The 23,597-nt window shown below is 45.8% G+C and carries 2 protein-coding genes (1 of these 2 running past the window's edge); both read left to right on the forward strand.

All coding sequences use genetic code 11. From position 1 onward, the window contains the following. Window positions 1-15,153: an amino acid adenylation domain-containing protein gene (locus NSU16_RS09195; RefSeq protein ID WP_339192540.1), complete on the forward strand. Its 15,153-nt coding sequence runs from the start codon at window positions 1-3 to the stop codon at window positions 15,151-15,153. Then, window positions 15,137-23,597, forward strand: partial view of a type I polyketide synthase gene (locus NSU16_RS09200; RefSeq protein ID WP_339192541.1) — the 5' portion only. It continues 5,273 nt past the right edge of the window; 8,461 of the gene's 13,734 nt are visible here — the first part of the coding sequence; its start codon is at window positions 15,137-15,139; its stop codon lies beyond the right edge, outside the window. Before NSU16_RS09195 ends, NSU16_RS09200 begins: the two co-directional genes overlap by 17 nt.

Raw genomic sequence — 23,597 nt, forward strand, 5'->3', positions numbered from 1 at the left:
ATGAGAAATGATGTGAATACCCGCGGATTATCTAATCCCTCTGTCAGTTATGGGGAGCCATTACATATATCCGAAGATCAACCGGCTACAATACCCGAGGTTTTATACAAAACTGCAGCGGAGCTTGGAGAAACAAAGGGGATCATTTATCTGCAGCCGGATGGAACTGAGATTCATCAATCTTACGGCCGTTTATGGATGGATGCGCTGCGTATTGTGAAGGGGCTCCGTCAATCTGGCCTGAGAGCAAAGGACAATGTGATCTTGCAGCTTGGTGACAATTCACAATTTATCCCTGCTTTCTGGGGCTGTGTTTCAACTGGAATTGTTCCGGCGCCTTTAGCTGTTGCCCCGACGTACACAGAGTCGAACAGCGGGACTCAAAAGCTGAAAGACGCATGGACACTTCTTGACCGACCGCCGGTGATTACGAGTCGGGAATTGCTTCAGGAAATGATTGATTGGGCAAAAGAGCAAGAACTTGAAGGTTTTCGCGCCTTGGCTGTCGAGGATCTTTACCGTGATGAGATGGAAACCGACTGGCATCAAGCTCATCCTGAAGATTTGGCGCTTCTGCTGCTGACTTCAGGGAGTACGGGCACTCCCAAAGCAGTCATGCTCAATCACAAAAATATTTTAAGCATGGTGAAAGGCATTATTCAAATGCAAGGTTTTACAAGAGAGGATGTCACGTTTAACTGGATGCCGTTTGATCATGTCGGAGGCATCGGGATGCTTCATTTGCGGGATGTTTATCTTGGCTGCCAAGAAATCAACATCGCAAGTGAAACGATTTTGATGGAACCTCTAAAATGGCTTGATTGGATTGATCATTACCGTGCTTCTGTTACGTGGGCGCCGAATTTTGCTTTCGGACTTGTCACTGATTTTTCTGATGAAATGAAAAATCGAAACTGGGATCTGTCATCCATGCGCTATATGCTCAATGGCGGTGAGGCGATGGTCGCTAAAGTCGGGCGCAGAATGCTAGAGCTTTTAGAACCTCACGGATTGCCTGCTGACGCAATTCGCCCTGCATGGGGCATGTCTGAAACTTCATCCGGCGTGATTTTCTCTCGTGAGTTTACCCGTTCCTCAACATGCGATGATGATGGTTTTGTGGAAATAGGCTCCCCGATTCCTGGATTCTCCATGAGGATTGTGGATGACCATAATGAATTGGTTGAGGAAGGCGAGATCGGCCGTTTTCAAGTCTCTGGCCTCTCTGTTACCAGCGGATATTATCGGCGCCCGGATTTAAATGAGAGTGTGTTTACGGAGGATGGCTGGTTTGAAACTGGCGATCTCGGTTTTTTGCGCAATGGGCGTCTAACCATTACGGGCCGTACGAAAGATGCGATTATTATTAATGGTGTCAATTACTACAGCCATGCGATTGAATCCGCAGTTGAAGAATTAGCGGAAATCGAAACTTCTTATACTGCCGCTTGTGCTGTCCGTGTGAATAACAATACAACGGATCAGTTGGCTATCTTCTTTGTTACTTCCGCCCAGATGAATGATGATGAAATCGTTCAGCTTCTTAGAAACATACAGTATCATGTCACGCAGACAATCGGTGTGACTCCCGAATTTTTGCTTCCGGTGCATAAAGAAGAGATTCCGAAAACAGCTATAGGAAAGATTCAGCGCACACAGCTGAAAACGGCATTTGAAAATGGGGAGTTTGACCACTTGCTTCACAAACCGAACCGTATAAACGGTGAGGGAGAGACACAAGAAGCAGATGATGCCAAAAGAATAAGAGAAGATATACAGGAATATCTACTCAGCTGTTTTACTGATGAGCTTCATGTTTCCCGCAATTGGATTGAGCCCAACACCAATATCCAAAGCCTCGGTATTGACTCTATTAAGATGATGAAGCTTATTCGGGCGGTCGAGAAAAAATACCGCATCAGACTCACAGCCAGAGAGTTATATAAGTATCCTGCAATCGAATCACTGGCAAACTATCTGTCTGAAAAAGAAGATTTGCGGCGCAGCCTGCCTGGTGACAAAGACAGCATTGACGCACCCCTATCAGAAGAGGTGGAAAAAAAGCAAGCAGCCTTTCAACCTCTTTCTGAAGTTCAAAAAGGTTTGTGGACATTGCAAAAAATGTCACCTGAAAATAGCGCGTATCACGTACCTCTCTGTTTTCGATTTAAGTCAGCGATTCACCTTGAAACTTTAAAGCAAGCTTTTCACTATGTGCTGAAACAGCATCCGATATTAAAGCATGTGATTCAAGAACAAGACGGAGTGCCTTGCCTCAAAAATGAGCCGGCGCTATCTCTTGATATCAAAACAGAAGACATTTCGGGTATGAAAGAGTCTGACACAACTGCTTATCTTAGAAAACAAGTAAAAGAACCGTATGTAAAGGAAAACAGCCCGTTAATGCGCGTCCGTGTTTTTTCCAGATCAGAAGAAGAGCACTTTTTGCTTGTGGTTATTCACCATATTATTTTTGACGGGATTTCTTCCCTGACGTTTATTCGCAGCCTTTTTGACAGCTATAAGCTTCTATTAGAAGGACAAGAGCCGAAAGAGTCTGTTTCACCGGCCGTTTATCATGATTTTGCCGCTTGGGAACAGAACATGCTTGCCGGTGAAGACAGCGAGAAACATCGTTCGTACTGGCGGAAACAGCTATCGGGCACATTGCCGAATCTTCAGCTGCCGGCTGTAATCACCAGTACGTCCGTTTCAGAGTTTAAGGAAGACACATACGCTCGACGGCTGCCCAGCAGTTTAATGAAACGTGTCAGATCGTTTGCCAAAGAGCATTCTACAAATGTTTCAACGGTATTGCTGAGCTGCTATATGATGCTGTTAGGCCGTTATTGCGATCAGAAAGAACTGATTGTCGGCATGCCTGCGATGGTGAGACCTGAAGAGCGATTTGATTCCTCTATTGGGCATTTTCTCAATATGCTGCCTATTCGGGGTGAACTGAAAGCGGCAGAAACTTTTTCTGAGTTTGTTTCGAGGTTGCAATTCACAATCCTCGACGGACTGGATCATGCGGCTTATCCTTTTCCAAAAATGGTGCGGGATTTGAATATTTCTCATCAGCAAGCAGGTTCACCTATTTTTCAGACAGCTTTTTTCTATCAGAATTTTCTTCAAACTGGAAGTTATCAAAGTCTGTTGAGTAAATATAAGGATTCCTTTTCTGTTGATTTCGTTGAGAGTATTCATCAAGAGGGTGAATACGAATTGGTGTTTGAGCTACGGGAAGAAGAAGAAAAAATGGAGCTAAACATCAAATACAATACTGGGCTGTTTGATACCGCTGCTATTTCCGCTATGTTCGATCATTTTGTTTATTTAACAGAACAGGCTGTTGGGAGTCCTTCTCAGTCTTTTAAAGAGTATTCCTTATTAACTGACGAAGAGGAACAAATGATTCTCAGAACGTGGAACGCTACTGACAAGAATTATCCACATGCGTGTTTTCATGAGTTATTTGAGCAGCAGGCGAAAAAGACGCCTAATCGGGCGGCTGTCAGCTATAAAGGTGAAACATTGACGTATCGGGAGCTTGATGAAAAAAGCACACAGCTGGCCATATATTTGCAGGCGCATGGAGCGGGGCCGGGTCGCTTGGCAGGTATCTATGTGGATCGATCGCTGGAAATGATTGTGGGTTTATTGGCGATTCTCAAGGCAGGAGGAGCATATGTGCCGTTAGACCCGTCTTATCCGGCTGAGCGATTGGAATACATGCTGAAGGACAGTGAAGTCTCCATTACACTGACTACTTCCGAATTGGCCAATACTTTAAGCTGGAATGGGGTTCAGACAGTTTTGTTAGATCAGGACTGGGATGATGTCACTCAAGCCGCTTTTGATCGACGTGTTCTTTCGCGCACCGTCAAGCCGGAAAACTTGGCTTATGTCATTTATACGTCCGGCAGCACAGGGAAGCCAAAAGGTGTCATGATTCCGCATAAAGCGTTGACAAACTTTCTCGTTTCCATGGGTGAGACGCCCGGTCTTTCATCAGCGGATAGCCTGCTTGCTGTGACAACCTACTGTTTTGATATAGCTGCTTTAGAGCTATATCTGCCTTTGATAAAGGGGGCGCAGTGCCATATTTGCCAAACTGAACATACAAAAGACGTTGAAAAACTGAAGCGCGACATACAAGATTTGAGACCGACAATCATGCAAGCAACTCCTGCGACATGGAAAATGCTCTTTTATTCAGGCTGGAAAAATGAAGAGGGAGTCAAGATTCTATGCGGAGGCGAAGCCTTACCTGAAAAACTAAAGCGGCATTTTCTCAATACGGACAGCGAAGCCTGGAATATGTTCGGACCTACGGAAACAACAGTCTGGTCTGCGGTCCAGCGTGTGAATGAAGAAAGCTCTCACATCACGATAGGCCGGCCTATCGCAAATACCCGGATTTATATTACCGATTCGCAGCTTACGCCTGTCCCGGCTGGTGTCCCGGGAGAGCTTTGCATTGCGGGAGACGGAGTGGCAAAGGGCTATTACAAACAGGGTGAATTGACGGATGAAAGATTTATAGACAGCCCTTTTGAGCCTGGGTCAAAGCTTTATAGAACAGGTGACAAGGCACGCTGGCTTCCGGGAGGCAGGATTGAATATATTGGCCGCATCGACAACCAGGTGAAAATACGCGGATTCCGCATTGAGCTTGGCGATATTGAAAGCCGGCTTAATGAACATCCGGCTATTCAGGAAAGCGTCATTCTGGCAGCTGAACAGGATGGGGACGAGAAGCTCGCTGCCTATTATACAGGGAAAGATGCAAATTTATCTCTATCATCAAGGGAGCTGCGGAATTATTTAAAAAACAGTTTACCAGCCTATATGGTGCCTGCTTATTTTACCCAGCTTGACCATATGCCGTTAACACCGAACGGCAAGATAGACAGAAATACTCTGAAGAAACAAAAAGTGACAGCGAAGCAGCCAAGGCAAGGGAATATTGCTTCTATGAAAATACAGGAAACTATTTTATCTATTTGGCAAGATGTACTGAACGTTTATGACATTGAGCAGGAAGACGGATTTTTCGATGTGGGAGGCGATTCGCTTCTCGCTGTTACGGCTGCCGAACGCATCAAGCATGAACTATCCTGTGAGTTTACTGTCACAGACTTGTTTGAATACTCAACGATCAAAGGCATCAGTAAATATATCACTGAACAGCAAATGGCGGATACTGGTTTCTCTTTGACTTTAGCATCAGCGGAAAAGTCAGATAAGCCTATTCACATGCAAAATGTTACTGGTGATCTTCCGGATTATTATGAGGACAGTGTAGCGATTATTGGGATATCGTGTGAATTTCCAGGTGCGAAAAACCATGCTGAGTTTTGGGAGAACCTTAGAGACGGCAAGGAAAGTATTAAATTTTTCAGTACAGAAGAGCTTCGGAGTTTTGGTGTTTCAGAGGAACTGACTGAGAGCTCACGGTATGTCCCGGCTAAATCCTCGATTGAAGGGAAGGACGAGTTTGACCCAAGCTTCTTTCAAATATCACCTAAAGATGCTGAATTTATGGATCCGCAGCTGCGGATGCTCATGACTCACTCCTGGAAAGCGATAGAAGATGCCGGTTACGTGTCCAAACAGATTCCGGAAACGAGTGTTTATATGTCGGCAAGCAATAATTCATATCGCGCGCTCTTGCCAAAAGAAACAACGGAGAGCCTTGAAACGCCGGACGGTTATGTATCGTGGGTGCTTGCACAGAGCGGAACCATTCCGACGATGATTTCTCATAAGCTCGGATTGAAAGGGCCTAGCTATTTCGTTCATGCCAATTGTTCCTCTTCTTTAATCGGATTGCATTCCGCCTATCAAAGCCTGATGTCTGGTGAATCTAATTATGCTTTGGTCGGCGGAGCGACATTGCACACTGAGTCAAATATCGGATACGTGCATCAGTCAGGTTTGAATTTTTCAAGCGATGGGCATATTAAGGCATTTGATGCCTCTGCCGACGGAATGATTGGCGGTGAGGGCGTTGCCGTTGTATTGCTCAAAAAAGCAGCGGATGCCGTAAAAGACGGCGACCACATCTATGCGTTGTTAAGAGGCATAGGTGTAAATAACGATGGAGCTGACAAAGTCGGTTTTTATGCTCCAAGTGTAAAAGGACAGGCGGGCGTGATTCAAAAGGTCATGAATCAAACGAATATTCAGCCTGAATCCATCAGCTATGTAGAAGCGCACGGTACAGGTACGAAGCTTGGAGATCCAATCGAGCTGTCAGCGTTGACGGCAGTTTACAGGCAGTATACAAATAAAAAACAATTTTGCGGAATCGGATCGGTCAAATCCAATATCGGACATGCTGATACGGCCGCCGGGCTGGCAGGCTGCATTAAGGTGGTGATGAGCCTTTACCATAATGAGCTTGCTCCTAGCATCAATTATAAGGATCCGAATCCAAATACAGACTTAGCTAATTCTCCTTTTTACGTCGTCGATCAAAAGAAAGCATTGAGTAATGAAATAAAAACGCACAGGGCTGCACTTAGTTCGTTCGGGCTTGGCGGGACAAACACTCATGCGATTTTCGAGCAATACAAAACAGTTTCTGCTGATCAGAAACAAACAGGGACCTGCATCATTCCGATATCGGCAAAAAATAAAGAGCGGCTGCATGAGTATGTACATGGCATTTTGGTTCATTTGGAAAGAAGAGGGCTTGAAAGCGGCCATCTGGCTGATTTTGCTTATACCCTTCAGGTCGGGCGAGAAGCAATGGAATATCGGGTTGCCTTTATCGCTGATCATGTGGATGAGTTAAAACAAAGGCTGGCTGATTTTATCAATGGAAATTCACCAATAGGAGGCTGTTATCAAGGAGAGAAGCAGCAAGCCAAGGATGTTTCATGGCTGACAGAGGATGAAGACAGCGCGGAACTGATTGGGAAGTGGATCGCAAAAGGAAAAGTGAACAAGCTGGCGGAAATATGGAGTAAAGGAGCGCATATTGATTGGCTACAGCTTTACAAAGATGTGCGTCCAAACAGAATGAGTTTGCCGACATATCCTTTTGCAAAGGAACGATACTGGGCATCACAGGATGATCACAAGCTTTCGGGAAGAATGTCCGCTAAACAGACAGGCGTCAGTGCATTGCATCCGCTGCTTCATCAAAATACGTCAGACTTTTCTGAGCAGAGATTCAGTTCAGTTTTTACAGGTGAGGAATTCTTTCTGACAGATCATGTGGTGAGAGGGAAGCCGGTGCTCCCTGGGGTTGCCTACCTTGAAATGGCGCAAATGGCTGTAAACAAGGCGACAGGCAGCACGAACGAACAGGATGTCAGAATCAAATTGAATCACGCCGTTTGGGTTCAGCCTGTAGTGGTCGAGAGTCAGCCGGTTCATGTGCATATCAGTCTCTTTCCAGAAGAGGATGGGAAAATCACATATGACATTTACAGTACCGGAGAAGGGTCAGACTCAGCCATACACAGTCAAGGCAGTGCGGAACTGATAACTGCAGCAGAAAAGCCGGCTTGGGATCTTGGTGAATTACAGCGCCGCTGCAGCCGGAAGGAGCATTCGCCTCACCAATTTTACGAGGAAGGCAGAAGCAGAGGAATGTTTCATGGTCCGGCATTCCAAGGAATTCAGAAAGTGAATATCGGAAACAGAGAGGTTTTGGCACGATTGCAGCTGCCAGCATCTGTTTCTGACACACAGGAACGTTTTGTGCTGCATCCAAGTATGATGGACTCCGCTATTCAGGCTGCCACAATCTGTATCATGCAGGAATTTACTGAGCAAAAATTGATTTTGCCGTTTGCGCTTGAAGAACTTGAAGTGATCAAAGGATGTACGTCTGCGATGTGGGCATATGCCCGGTTAAGTGACGGTGATCACGGCGGGGATATGGTGCAGAAAGCGGATATCGATTTGTTTGACGAGACTGGGGACGTATGCGTAAGGATGAAGGGATTTTCAACAAGAGTGTTGGAAGGAGAAGTTCATTCGCCAAAACCTGCAGTTACACATGAGCGGTTAATGCTCGAGCCGATTTGGAATAAGCAGGATGAGGTGATCGCTAAAGAGGTGACATCTTACGGAGAGCATCTCGTTGTCTTCTGTGAAACCGAACGAAAGGTCAGCGACGGCGTTGCATCCCGCATGCAGAATGTGCATGTCATTACTCTGAATGAAACTGAGGGGAATATCGTTGAACGTTTTCAAAGCTATACACAGCAGATTTTTGAACTCATACAAAAGAAGATTCGCTCTAAAGCTAATCTGATCATTCAAGTGATTGTGCCGGGGAAAGGCGAGAAGCAATTGTTTGCGGGAATGTCCGGATTACTCAAAACAGCAGAATTGGAATACAGCAAACTTACAGCTCAGGTCATTGAGGTCGAGAATCCGGAAGAGATCATTGGCCTTCATCAAAAGCTGATAGACGACAGTCAGAGGCCTGATGACAAACAGATCAAATATGAAGCTGGTGACCGCTTTGTCAAAGGCTGGAGTGAAATAGCGCGTCCGGCAGCTGCTGAGCTTCATATGCCATGGAAGGATAATGGTGTTTACCTTATCACAGGTGGAGCGGGGAGCTTAGGCCTTCTGTTTGCAAAAGAAATTGCCAATCGAGCCGTTCATCCGGCCATCATTCTTACGGGACGCTCAGTCTTAAGTGAGCATAAGGAGCAGGAGCTTGAGGCTCTCCGAAAGTTGGGTGCAGAGGTTATCTATAAACAGGCTGATGTTGGAGATCAAAAGGCGGTTTCACGGCTCATGGATGAAATCAAAGAGAGGTACGGCCATCTCAATGGAATTCTTCACGGTGCAGGCATCATAAAAGATCACTTCATTGTGCACAAAAAAACTAAAGAGTTTCAAGAAGTGTTACAGCCAAAAGTGAACGGTTTGTTTTATCTAGATGAATGCAGCAAAGATTGGCAGTTGGATTTTTTCATCTTGTTTTCTTCTGTGTCCGGATGTTTAGGAAACACTGGACAAGCAGACTATGCAGCAGCCAATACATTTATGGATGCATTTGCCGTGTACAGAAACGCGCTTGCCGTGTCTAAGAAGCGGAACGGCACAACCATTTCCTTCAACTGGCCGTTATGGAAAGAGGGCGGTATGCAAGTTGATGCTGAAATTGAAAAGAGTATGTTGAAAAACGCAGGAATGGTCCCGATGCAAAGTGATCACGGCATTAAAGCCCTTTATCAAGGAATCGCTTCAGAAAAGCCGCAAGTATTCGTGATGGAAGGTCAGGTTGCGAAAATGAAGCAAAAATTGCTCTCTTCCGGGTCTAAAATCAAACGGACGGATCATAAAAGCGCAGATAAACATAACAGCCAAACCCGTAAATTGGAACAGTCTTTCATCCAGATGGTCGGAGAGATTTTAAAAGTAAACACTGAAGATATTGATATCAATACAGAACTCAGCGAGTACGGATTTGATTCGGTTACGTTTACTGTATTTACAAACCGGATTAATGAAGTGTACCAATTGGAGTTAGCGCCGACCATTTTCTTCGAATATGGAAGTATACGAAGCCTGGCTGAATATGTAATGTCTGAGTATCAGGATGAATGGCTGTCTCAAGATGTAGCCGTCAGCGGGACTGATGAACCATCCAACTCTTTATCTGCTGCAGACAGCCTGCAAGCTTCATTGAGTCACATGGTCAGCGTCATTTTAAAAGTGAACGTTGAAGATATCGATATCAATACAGAGCTGAGTGAGTATGGCTTTGATTCAGTTTCATTCACTGTATTTACGAATCAGATTAACGAAGCATATCAATTGGAATTGACGCCGACCATTTTCTTTGAATATGGAAGGATTCAAAGTTTGGCTGACTATCTGATAGATGAATACAAGGAGGCTTTTGCTGAGGAGAACGTAATATCATCGGTTCCTGAAAAAGATGAAGAAACAGCTCCTGCGGCTCCAAGCATGACAAAGAGGAGAAAACAGCGCTTTAAACAGACTGTTATGCCAAAAGAGGAAAGAAACACAAATCAGACTGCCGATTATGAGCCGATCGCCATTGTCGGCATCAGCGGCCGATTCCCTGGAGCCAATGACATAGATGAATTCTGGAGAAATCTTGAGGAAGGCAAAGACAGTATCACGGAAGTCCCGAAAGACCGTTGGGATTGGCGGGAGCATTTTGGAAATCCTGACTCAGAAGCCAATAAGACTGACATCAAATGGGGCGGATTTATTGAGGGTGTAGCAGAATTTGATCCGTTGTTTTTTGGGATATCACCCCGTGAAGCCCATTATGTAGATCCTCAACAGAGGCTGTTAATGGAATATGCATGGAAGGTGATAGAAGATGCCGGATGCTCGCCACAGAGCCTTTCAGGTACAGGGACAGGCATCTTTATCGGCACAGGAAATACAGGATATAAAGATTTATTTAATAAAGAAAATCTCCCGATTGAAGGACATGCCGCAACAGGCCATATGATTCCTTCGGTAGGTCCGAATAGAATGAGTTATTTCTTAAATACCCATGGTCCAAGTGAACCGGTAGAAACGGCTTGTTCAAGCTCGCTTGTTGCGATTCACCGTGCTGTGACTGCTATGCAAAGCGGCGACTGTGAGATGGCAATCGCAGGAGGCGTGAACACGATATTAACCGAGGAGGCGCACATTAGCTACAGCAAAGCTGGCATGCTGAGCAAAGACGGTAGATGTAAAACATTCTCTGCTGATGCGAATGGTTATGTCAGAGGAGAAGGTGTCGGAATGGTCATGCTGAAAAAGCTGGCAGATGCTGAGCGCGATGGGAATCATATTTACGGCGTCATTCGGGGTACGGCAGAAAATCACGGAGGAAGAGCCAATACTCTGACATCTCCTAATCCGAAAGCGCAAGCTGATTTGCTGGTGCGTGCATATCGCCGGGCGGGCATAGATCCGAGTACAGTCACATATATCGAAGCGCACGGAACGGGGACTGAATTGGGAGATCCGATAGAAATAAACGGGCTGAAAGCCGCGTTTAAAGAACTGTCTAATAGGGATGAGCACACACAGCCGGAAGTTCCGGATCATCGATGCGGGATCGGCTCAGTTAAAAGCAATATCGGTCATTTGGAGCTGGCAGCGGGTATTTCAGGCCTGATTAAGGTACTGCTGCAGATGAAGCATAAAACCTTGGCCAAAAGCCTGCATTGCGATACGCTCAATCCTTACCTGCAGCTTACTGACAGTCCATTTTACATTGTTCAAGAAAAAGAGGAATGGAAGGCTGTCAAAGACCGGAACGGAAACGAAATCCCGCGCCGGGCAGGAATAAGTTCTTTTGGGATTGGCGGAGTAAACGCCCATATTGTGATTGAAGAATACATTCCAAAAGCAGGTTCCCGACATGCGCGTACTGAACATCCGAACATTATTGTGCTGTCGGCTAAAAATAAACAAAGGCTAATGGATCGGGCTGCACAATTGCTGGGTGCCATTCGTGACAAAAAGTATACAGATCAAGATCTGCACCGCATCGCCTACACGCTTCAAGTCGGGCGGGAAGAAATGGATGAACGTATGGCTTGTATTGCGGGCACAATGCAGGAGCTTGAAGAAAAGCTGCAAGCGTATGTAGACAGCAAGGAAGGGGCTGAAGGGCTCTTCCGCGGACAGGCGAATCGAAACAAAGAAGCGTTGGCCATTTTTTCTGCTGATGAGGACTTGGCAATGGCTATTGAGGCTTGGATCAGAAAAAGGAAATACGCCAAGCTTGCGGATTTATGGGTCAAAGGTGTCGCGGTCAATTGGGCTAAACTGTATGACGAGGCGGCCAAACCGCGTCTGATGAGCCTTCCTTCATACCCGTTTGCGAACGATTACTATTGGCTTCCGGCAGAGGAACGTCTTTCAGAACCGGACAACATAGAGTTCGTTGATCATAGTGAAAAGCGGACCTCATGTGTTTTGACAAAACAATGGAGCGTAAGTCCGATTGCCACAAAAACGCCGGGGACAAGGGCTGTTGCGATTCTCAGCAATGAAGAGACGGCTGACTTGGCAGCTGAAGTATCAAAGCATTTCCCGAAACATCTTATATTAAATGTGAGCCGGATTGACAATGAACAGTTAAGTAATGATTGGAAACAGTTTGACGGCCTTGTGGATTTAATCGGTTGCGGCGGACACGAGGAAGAACAGCTACATTGGATTAGCTGGATTCAAAGGCTGGTTGAAGACGGGCATAAAGAGGGAATCATGCTGCTTTGTGTGACGAAAGGGCTGGAATCATTCCAAAACCCTTCCGTACAGATGACAGGAGCCTCCCGTGCTGGCTTGTATCGTATGCTTCAAAGCGAATACAGCCATTTGAGATCAAGGCATATGGATGCGGAAGACTCTGTTCATCCTCATATTCTCGCGAAGCAGATCGCTGAGGAGTTTTATTCCGATACTGAGGAGACGGAGGTTTGCTACAGAGAGGGCTTGCGGTACCAGGCTTACTTAAAAGCGCATCCGGTAACCTGGAAAGGAATCGAAGAGCGACAGACATTCCCGGAAGAACATGTGCTTCTCATTACAGGCGGGACAAGAGGAATCGGACTATTAAGCGCCCGGCATTTTGCGAAACACTATGGAGTGAAAAAGCTGGTTTTGACAGGGCGTGAGCAGCTTCCTCCGCGAGAGGACTGGGCTCATGCTGAGACATTAAATACCTCTGCGGCGGAGAAAATTCAAGCGGTGCGGGAGCTGGAGGCACAAGGCATACAAGTTCAAATGCTGTCACTCTCTTTGTCTGATGAGACACAAGTACAGCAAGCCTTACATGAAATCAATCAAACAATGGGACCAATTGGCGGAGTCATTCATTGTGCAGGAATAACGGACATGGATACCTTGGCGTTTATCCGTAAAACAGCTGATAATATACAGCAGGTACTGGAGCCGAAGGTGTCTGGGCTTACAACCCTTTATCGCTATGTAAGTCATGAGCCACTACAGTTTTTTGTATTATTTTCTTCTGTTTCTGCTATTATTCCGGTACTTTCGGCTGGACAAGCTGATTATGCCATGGCTAACAGCTATATGGATTATTTTGCAGAAGCACATAAGGAAAGTGCGCCAATCTTCAGCATTCAGTGGCCGAATTGGAAAGAAACCGGTATGGGGGAAGTGACAAATCAAGCATATCGAGAAAGCGGCTTGCTGAGCATTACGAATTCAGAGGGCTTGCGTTTTCTGGATCAAATCTTATCTGGGACCTTGCAGCCGGTTGTCCTCCCTGCTATCACGAATCAGGAAAATTGGAAGCCAGACCGGCTGATGGAGCGGCGGATCCGGCAAGAATCTGGATTGAAAGAAGAAGCTTTGCTAATATCACAACCTGAAAAAATCGGGAAAACCGCAGAGCCTGCTAAACATGAGCTGCTTTTAGATGAAACGCGGACATGGCTTGTTGCTTTGTTTTCTGAAGAGCTGAGAATCGAACGCGAACACCTGGAAATTGATGATTTATTTCAGGATTATGGTGTAGATTCTATTATCTTGGCACAGCTGCTCCAGCGTATTAATCGAAAGTTAGACGCAGCGCTCGATCCATCTATTCTTTATGAATATCCAACAATTCAGCGCTTTGCTGATTGGCTTGTAGGATCTTATGCCGAATCCTTGACTGCTCTGTTTGGAGACAAGATAGGGGAAAATGTGGAAGAATCTTCGGCAAATAGAACTGAGACAGTCACACCTCACCCTGCGGAGGATCCAGCTTCTGTCAGCCGAAGACAGGTGCCGGTGTCCTCGTCACCGAGTTCTCATCCAGAGGATATCGCCGTTGTCGGATTATCTTGCCGCTTTCCGGGGGCGGATACACTGGAAGCATATTGGTCGTTATTATCTGAGGGACGCTCGTCAATCGGACCGGTTCCGGCAGAGCGCTGGGGTTATCAGTCATCGTATTATGCCGGAGTCATTGATCACATCAGCCATTTCGATCATGATTTCTTCCTGCTCCATGAAGAGGATGTAAAGGCGATGGACCCGCAAGCGTTATTGGTATTGGAAGAGTGTTTGAAACTTTGGTATCACGCCGGATATACACCAGATGAAATAAAGGGTGAATCTATCGGTGTCTATCTTGGAGGCAGAAGCCAGCACAAGCCTGATGAAGAGAGTCTTCTTCATGCGAAGAATCCTATCGTGACAGTCGGCCAGAATTATGTAGCGGCAAATATTTCACAATTTTTTGATGTCCGCGGTCCGAGTGTTGTGTTAGATACAGCATGTTCATCAGCTTTAGTCGGCATGAACATGGCTATTCAGGCCTTACACAGCGGGGATATGAAAGCTGCTGTAGTGGGCGGTGTCAGCTTGCTTGGTTCAGACGCCTCTCACCGGCTGTTTGAGCAGCGCGGCATTTTAAGTAAGCGTTCATCCTTCCATGTGTTTGATGAGCGTGCTGATGGCGTTGTTTTAGGTGAGGGTGTCGGAATGGTTCTGTTAAAAACGGTAAAACAGGCCATACAAGACGGAGATACCATTTATGCTGTGGTCAAAGCGGCCTCGGTCAATAATGACGGAAGAACCGCAGGGCCTGCAACACCTAATTTGGAAGCGCAAAAGGAAGTCATGAAGGCTGCACTTGCCAAAAGCGGAAAACAGCCAGAGGACATCAGCTATCTTGAAGCAAACGGATCAGGTTCAATGGTAACCGATCTGCTTGAGCTTAAAGCGATTCAATCCGTGTACCGTTCAGGGAACGCAAATCCCCTTTCGCTCGGATCAATCAAGCCGAATATCGGACATCCGCTTTGTGCTGAAGGAATCGCAAGTTTTATCAAGGTTGTTCTGATGATGAAAGAGCGCAGTGTTGTTCCATTTTTATCAGGTGATAAAGAGATGTCACATTTCGATAAGCAGAAAGCGAATCTCACGTTCAGCCGATCGCTGGAAAAATGGACAGAACCGCTGCCTGCTGCGGCCATTAACTGCTTTGCCGATGGGGGGACAAACGCCCATGTCATTTTAGAGGCGTGGGATGAAGATAAAAAACGTGTGATTAAGCGTAGTCCAATATCGCCTCCTGAATTAAAGAAACGGGTGTTTTCGGCTGGCGCGTCAAAGCCGGAAGAGGAGACCTTGAAAATGGACACAGCAAACATATGGGATTCTTATGAAGTGGAGGTCTAACGTGAAAAATATAACGAAGCAACTCACTCTATCGTTAAAAAATCCGTTTATCTATCACCATGTGGTTTACGGACAACATGTTCTTCCGGGTTTGGCTTATATTGATATGATTTACCAGATATTCAGAGAACACGGCTATTCCTTCTCAGAGCTTCAGCTGCGGAACTTATCCATTTACCAGCCGTTGACTGCTAGACAGGATTCGGTAATTATGCTCAATATCGATTGCACGGAGAAAAATGAAGGGCATTGGCAAATATCAGTTAAAGGCTTCGAAAAACGCCGTGATAAAGAAGCGTCAGATGAAAAGCTCTTTATGAAGGCTGATATGCACACCGACGTGCCGGCAGTGTTTGAAGAAACACTGGAGGTCAATCACCTCAAAGCAACTCAGGACACGATTGTACAGCTCGATGATGTGTATGAACAGTGCAGACGCCAGGAACTTGTGCATAGCGGATATATGAAAGCGAATGGACATATTTATGAAGAGGAAGACGGTGTGCTCCTTGATCTTTCTCTTGGCTCCGAAGCTATGCTTCATGCAGAAGGCTTTATGTTTCATCCGGCTCTCATCGATGGGAGCGGAGTGGGAGCCAACAATTTGCTTACATCTTTGCTTAAAGGGGAACAGAGGCTGTTTTTGCCTCTGTTCTATGAATCTTTTTCTGCTTCAGCCCTTTTGCAGACGCATTGCATGACAAGAATTAAGCGTTCATCTGTCCGTCAGGAAAAAGAGCTCATTTATGTAACGCTTGAATTTTTTAATGCTTCGGGAGAAAAGGTAGCTGAACTGAAAAACTTCACAAGTAAATTAGTGCGTGAAGCAGAGCTTATTCATGGAGGCCGCAAGGATTTGCCTCAAAGCCAGGAGGCGAGTAAAGATACAGCCGAACTTTCACAGGCTGCAGAAGGAATCAAAGAGGTGTCATCGTCAGCCGAGAGTACGGGGACATACGAGGCTGCTGAACAATTCGTCAGCCAATTAATCGCAGACAAAATCAATAAGCCGGTCGAACAGATTGAAAAGCAGGTCGGCTATTATCAAATGGGCCTGAATTCTTCCGGTTTGCTTGAAGTGGTAGAAACCATCAGTGACAAAATTGGTGAGAACCTTTCACCGACTCTCCTGTTTGAGCATACCACGATTGCGGAGCTGTCAGCGTTTCTTGCCCAGGAGTACGGTGAGCATTTTACCTCCTCTCATTCTATTGATCAAAACGAACGAAAGCGTGCCGCTATTCGCGCAATTGATCGCGGTACTGCTGAAAGCCGGAAGAGACGTGTACCTGAGGATTCTGCTCGAACTGCACCTCTGAAGGCAGCAGAAGGAGACATTGCGATTATCGGCATGGCGGGCCGGTACCCGAAGGCAAACAATATTCATGACTTTTGGAACAATCTGAAAGAGGGAATGGATTGCATTAGTGAGATTCCCGAGTCGCGCTGGGATTGGAGGCGCTTTGAAGGAATCACCTCCCCTTCAGGAAAAAGCATTTCTAAGTGGGGCGGATTTATTGATGATCCTGATTGCTTTGATCCCCAATTTTTCAGAATCACGCCTAGAGAAGCGGAGACAATGGATCCTCAGGAGAGGCTGTTTTTAGAAACATGCTGGGAAACGATTGAGGATGCTGGCTACACGCCGAAGACGTTGGCCACACCTAGAGGACGAAACAAAAGACAGCATGTAGGCGTTTTTGCCGGCGTCATGCACAAGGATTATACATTAGTCGGTGCTGAAGCAGCATCGAAGGAAAATGTGTTCCCTCTCTCTCTCAACTATGCGCAAATTGCCAACAGAGTGTCCTATTTTTGCAATTTCCATGGTCCGAGTATGGCGGTTGATACGGTATGTTCCTCATCTTTAACTGCCGTACATCTGGCGTTGGAAAGCCTTCGTCACGGAGAGTGCGAGGTCGCATTAGCCGGCGGTGTTAACCTTTCTCTGCACCCGAATAAGTATATGACGTACGGTGTTTGGGATATGTTTTCCACTGACGGGCACTGCCGCACGTTTGGCAAGGATGGGGACGGCTATGTGCCGGCAGAAGGAATTGGTGCGGTCTTATTAAAGCCTTTACGTCAGGCCGAGAAAGATGGAGATCGTATTTATGCAGTAATTAAAGGAAGTGCAGTCAACCATGTAGGAACTGTAAGCGGGATTTCTGTGCCAAGTCCTGTTTCACAAGCTGATCTGATTGAGACATGCTTGGAGAAAACAGGGATTGACCCGCGGACTGTCAGTTATGTGGAAGCGCACGGAACGGGTACATCTTTAGGAGATCCGATCGAATTACAGGGTCTTGTAAAAGCGTTCCGCCAATATACAGAGGATCGTCAGTTCTGTTCAATCGGTTCTGTCAAGTCAAATATCGGGCATGCGGAATCCGCCGCAGGTATCAGCGGTTTAAGCAAAGTCGCCCTTCAGCTTCACCATCAAACCCTCGTGCCTTCTTTGCATTCAGAAGAGCTGAACCCGTACGTAGACTTTGAAAAGTCGCCATTTTATGTGCAGCATAAAACCGAAACTTGGAAGCAGCCTGTTATCAATGAGAATGGTGAGGGAATCATCTATCCGCGCCGGGCAAGCATCAGTTCGTTCGGTGCAACGGGGTCTAATGCCCATATGATTTTAGAAGAATACATTCCTGAAGCAACGGAGCAGACCGTGTCTGTACCTGACACCACACCGGTGATTATTCCGCTTTCTGCCCGGAATCAAGAACGTCTTCATGTGTATGCGGAACGTCTTCTCGATTTTCTTCATGAGGGTATTGAAATCAGAGATGTAGCTTATACATTGCAGATTGGCCGTGAACCGATGGAAGAGCGGGTTGCTTTTTTAGCAGGCGGGATTCAAGAATTGAGAGGTCAATTAGAAGCATATCTAAAAGGACAGGAAACCATTGAGCATTGCTGGAAGGGCCGAATGACAAAAGAAACCGGTGATATATCACTTTCCGGAGAAACAGTACATAAATGGCTGGAACAAGAAAATCTAAATCTGATCGCTGAAAAATGGGCCGGCGGATCTGCGGTTGATTGGAAGCTCTTATACGGGGGAAACAAACCTAAGCGGATCAGCTTGCCGACATACCCTTTCGCAAAAGTGCGGTATTGGGTACCGGAGAAAGAGACAAAGATTGACTTGCCAAAACAGAATTTGACCCTAGGCCATGCCATTCATCCTCTCCTGCACGAAAATGTGTCTGACATGTCGGGCGTGCGTTTTCGTTCAGAGTTCACAGGGCGTGAATTTTTCTTAAAGGATCATGTCATTAAAGGTCAGCACATTTTACCCGGTGCAGCCTTGTTAGAAATGATTCGGGCAGCTGCAGAAAAGGCGGCTGCGAACCAGATGCATGCAGATATTCGTCTTCAGGATATCGTTTGGATTCGCCCTGTTGCTGTCACAGATCTGCAATCAGACATATACGTTCACCTTTATCCGGAAGACAATGGTGATATTTTGTTCGAAATCTGCAGGGAGAGTGACAGCGCGGGGGAGGAACCGGTGATATACGGCCAAGGAAGCGTTGTGCTTTGCCAGACTGAAGAAGCTCCTAAACTGAATATTGAAGAGGTGAAAGCAAGCTGCAGTAGACGCATTCTGCCGCCTGGTGTATGCTATGACGCTTATGCGGAAATGGGAATTGAGTACGGTGACGGCCACAGAGCGATTGATACTATATATGTCGGGGCAAACGAAGCTCTAGCTAAATTGACGTTGCCGTCTGTCGTTTCACATACCCAAGATCATTATGTTTTGCATCCGAGCATGATTGATGCGGCATTTCAAGCTTCTATCGGTCTGAGGCTTGGAACAGAGGATACCAGTTTGACAGAAAGACAAGCAATGCTGCCTTTCGCATTGCAGGATATCCAAATTTTCAAAGATTGTGAGACTTCGATGTGGGCCCGCGTGAAATACAGCAAGGACAGTACCGCTGCGGATCGTATTCAGAAGCTTGACATCGATTTGTGTAATGAAGCGGGCCAGGTATGCGTGCGAATGAAAGGTTATTCTGCCAGAACTCTAGAAAACGAGACAGATTTAGCAACTGGCACACTTTTATTCGAGCATATATGGGAAGAAGCAACTGTTTCAGAGAAAAATGAGTTAATGGAATATCAGAGGCATAAAGTTATTGTTTGTGATATGGCAGAAAGGCAAATCGAAAGAATCCGGAACAAGTTTGACTGTACGGTATCAGAAATAAGCGGGCAGGCAGTTCATGAACGGTTTAAAGCTTATGCTTTACAGTTATTCGAAGACATTCAACAGCTGCTAAACTCAAAACCTGGCGGGAATGTGCTCGTTCAAGTCGCTGTTCCTGCATTGGACGAACCGCAGCTGCTAAACGGCTTAGCGGGACTTCTCAAAACGGCCCAGCTGGAAAACCCAGCATTCAATGGCCAGCTGATTGAATTTGATTCAGGGATATCTGCAAGCGATCTGGCCGAAGAATTAGCAGAATGCAGGCAATATCCTCATGATAACCATATCCGATATTGGCAAGGAAAACGGTATGTAAGCAAATGGAAAGAGACAGCAGCTGATCAACCGGGCACCGACATGCCATGGAAGGATAAAGGGGTTTATCTGATTACAGGCGGTGCAGGGGGGCTTGGTTTCCTATTTGCAAATGAAATTGCAAACAAAACGCGTGAGGCTGTCATGATTCTCACAGGCAGGTCTCCTGTCAATGAAAGAAAGCAGTCAGAGCTTCAGAAGTTACAGAAAATGGGCGCGCGTGTTGTTTATAGACAAACCGATATGACTGAAAAAGAAGCTGTTATGGCTTTAACGAAAGAGATTCAAGAGGACTATGGCGGCTTAAATGGCATCATTCATAGCGCTGGCATTATAAAAGATAATTTCATTATTAGAAAAAAGAAAGATGAGATTCAAGATGTGCTCGCTCCAAAGGTCACCGGCCTGATTCATCTTGACGAAGCAACGAAAGATATCCCGCTCGACTTTTTTATCCTTTTTTCTTCAAATGCCGGGACAGTGGGAAGTGCAGGACAGGCGGATTACGCAATGGCAAATGCTTTTATGAATACATTCAGCGAGTACCGGAATGTCCAAGCAGCACAGCACAAGCGCTACGGGAAAACCCTTTCTATGAGCTGGCCGCTGTGGAAAGACGGAGGCATGCATGTTGATGCTGAAACCGAAAGGGTGCTGACGAGAGATACAGGTATGGTCGCCATGGAAGCAGATGACGGAATTCAGGCATTATACCATGGATGGGCCTCAGGAAAATCGCAGCTGATGGTGGCTGCAGGCGTTGTGAGCAAAATCCATTCATTTTTGGATCAAACAGGAAATGGACCATCTCCAAATGGAAAATACAAAAGTGAAATTCAGCATACTGAAAATGCGAGTTCCGTGATGGGAGCCGATGAAGAGATGCTGAGAGAAAAAGCAGAGGATTATTTCAAGAGTGTGCTTTCCTCAGTTACAAAGCTGCCTGTCAGCCAGATTGACGCCGAAGCTCCAATGGAGGATTACGGAATCGATTCAATTATGATCATGCATGTTACCGGACAATTAGAAAAAGTATTCGGTTCATTGTCTAAAACCTTGTTCTTTGAATACCTCAATATTCGGTCATTATCACAGTATTTTACTGAATCACATAGAGAAAAGCTGTTACACATCTTGGGGATTGAATCAGAAACATCTTCTTCAATAGAAGAAAATAGAAGGACAGATTCTGAGACCGAAGGGAAAAAAGAAAGTCCGGTTCGCCGCAGAAAGTCCGGATTCGTCCCCATGCAAAGAAATGGGCAAAAGCAGTCTGCTGAAAAAGAAACGGAAGAGATTGCGATTATCGGAATTTCCGGACGCTATCCGCAAGCAGACAACATCCATGAACTGTGGAAAAACTTGAGGGACGGCCACGACTGTATTACCGAGATTCCAGAAGACCGCTGGGACCACAGTCTCTATTACGATAAAGATAAGGACAAACCAGGAAAAACGTACAGCAAGTGGGGAGGCTTTATTAAGGATGTAGATAAGTTTGATCCGCAATTTTTCCATATCTCCCCTCGTGAAGCGAAATTAATGGAGCCGCAGGAGCGTTTATTTTTGCAATGTGTTTACGAAACGATGGAGGATGCCGGGTATACAAGAGAGCACCTCGGCCGTAAACAGGATGCTGAACTTGGCGGAAACGTAGGCGTTTACGTCGGTGTCATGTACGAAGAATATCAGCTGTACGGAGCGCAAGAACAAGCGCGGGGCCGGTCTCTGGCTTTACCGGGGAATCCATCCTCTGTAGCAAACCGGGTATCCTATTATTTCGATTTCCATGGACCGAGTATGGCTCTGGATACGATGTGCTCTTCTTCATTGACCGCTATACATTTGGCTTGCCAAAGCTTGCAGCGCGGTGAATGTGAGGCAGCTTTTGCAGGGGGAGTCAATGTTTCAATCCACCCCAATAAATATTTGATGCTTGGACAGAACAAATTTATGTCAAGCAAAGGCAGGTGTGAAAGCTTTGGACAGGGAGGAGGCGGCTATGTGCCGGGAGAAGGCGTTGGAGCTGTACTCCTTAAGCCATTGTCCAAAGCGATTGAAGATGGCGATCACATTTATGGAGTCATTAAGGGCACAGCCATTAACCACGGAGGAAAAACAAACGGATACTCAGTTCCTAACCCGAATGCCCAGGCAGATGTCATTAAAAAGGCGGTTACAGAGGCGAAAATTGACCCGCGGGCTATCAGTTATATCGAAGCGCATGGCACAGGCACTTCACTCGGAGATCCTATTGAAATAACAGGGCTGGCTAAAGTGTTCTCAGAACATACGAAAGACAAACAATTTTGTGCCATAGGCTCAGCCAAATCAAATATCGGGCACTGTGAGAGTGCAGCGGGCATTGCGGGGTTAACAAAGGTATTGCTTCAAATGAAATACAGACAGCTGGCGCCTTCCCTTCATTCAAAAGTGCTGAATCCGAATATTGACTTCTTTAATTCTCCATTCAAAGTCCAGCAAGAGCTTGAAGAATGGAAGAAGCCGATCATTGAAGTAAATGGAAAAGAAATTGAATATCCGCGAATCGCAGGCCTCTCATCATTTGGCGCCGGAGGGGGCAACGCCCATATTCTAATAGAAGAATATGCTTCGAAATCTGAGCCAGAGCATTCTTCAGCGGGACAGGCGGCTGTTATTGTGCTCTCAGCAAAAAATGAAGAGAGACTTCAAAAACGGGCGGAACGATTGCTGGATGCTCTCCGTGAGGGGCGTTATTCTGAAGCCGATCTGCCTCGTATCGCATATACGCTTCAGGTTGGACGGGAAGCAATGAATGAGCGTTTGGCGTTTGTGGCTGAAAATATGCAGGAGCTTAAAGAAAAACTGAATGATTTTATCTCTGGAAAAGAACACATTGATCACTTATATCGGGGACAAGTGAAGCGAAATAAAGAAACCATGGCAGTTTTTGCGGCTGATGAAGATATGGCGAAGACAATTGAAGCATGGGTTCGCAAAGGAAAATTCGCAAAGTTTTTAGACCTCTGGGTCAAAGGATTAAATATCGATTGGAACATGCTTTATCAAAATGGTAAGCCGCGCCGTATCAGCTTGCCTGCCTATCCTTTTGCAAGAGACCGTTATTGGATAGAAGAAACTGTGGTGAAGACAGTTGAAAAAAGACCGGTGAAGCCGGCTGTTACATCACAGCCAGTCATCCAAGAGCCATTTATTCCGGAAAAAGTCAGCGGTAAGCCTGCCAATATTTCGTTGCAGCCTTTGATGGCAAGCAGTCAGGAAACACCGCAAAGTACATCTGTTCCGCTGCAGCCGGTTAGAAAGCAGCAAACCATAACTGCTGAAGTCTTATGTGATGAACTGACAGCAAGCTTAGCAGACGTGTTATATATGGATCAAAATGAAATCGACCCGCACGAGGCATTCATTGATATCGGCATGGACTCCATTACCGGTCTTGAATGGATAAAAGCAATCAATAAGAAATTTGGTACATCGCTTCTTGTAACCAAGGTTTATGATTATCCGACAATCCGTGATTTTGCCGCTTTCTTAAAAGATGAATTAAGCACACAAGCTGATGGAGAAAATGCAGAAAACCATCCGCAAAAATCAGATGAGACGTATACACCGATACAACGGGAATCCATCTCATCTAAACCGGATAATATTTCGTTGCAGCCTTTAGGCCATCATGAGCCGGAGCAGCAGAAACCAGTTGAAGACATTCAATATGCAGCTGCGGAAATTTCTGCTTCCAGTCAATATGCTGGAACAATTGAAACACTGAATGATGAATTAAAGGAAAGCATTGCTGAAGTGTTATGCATGGATTCCCAAGAGGTCGATATTGATGACACCTTTATCGATATCGGAATGGACTCCATTACAGGACTAGAATGGATAAAAGCAATCAATAAGCAAT

The sequence above is a fragment of the Bacillus sp. FSL K6-1003 genome, assembly GCF_037964945.1.
Classification (GTDB): domain Bacteria; phylum Bacillota; class Bacilli; order Bacillales; family Bacillaceae; genus Bacillus; species Bacillus mojavensis.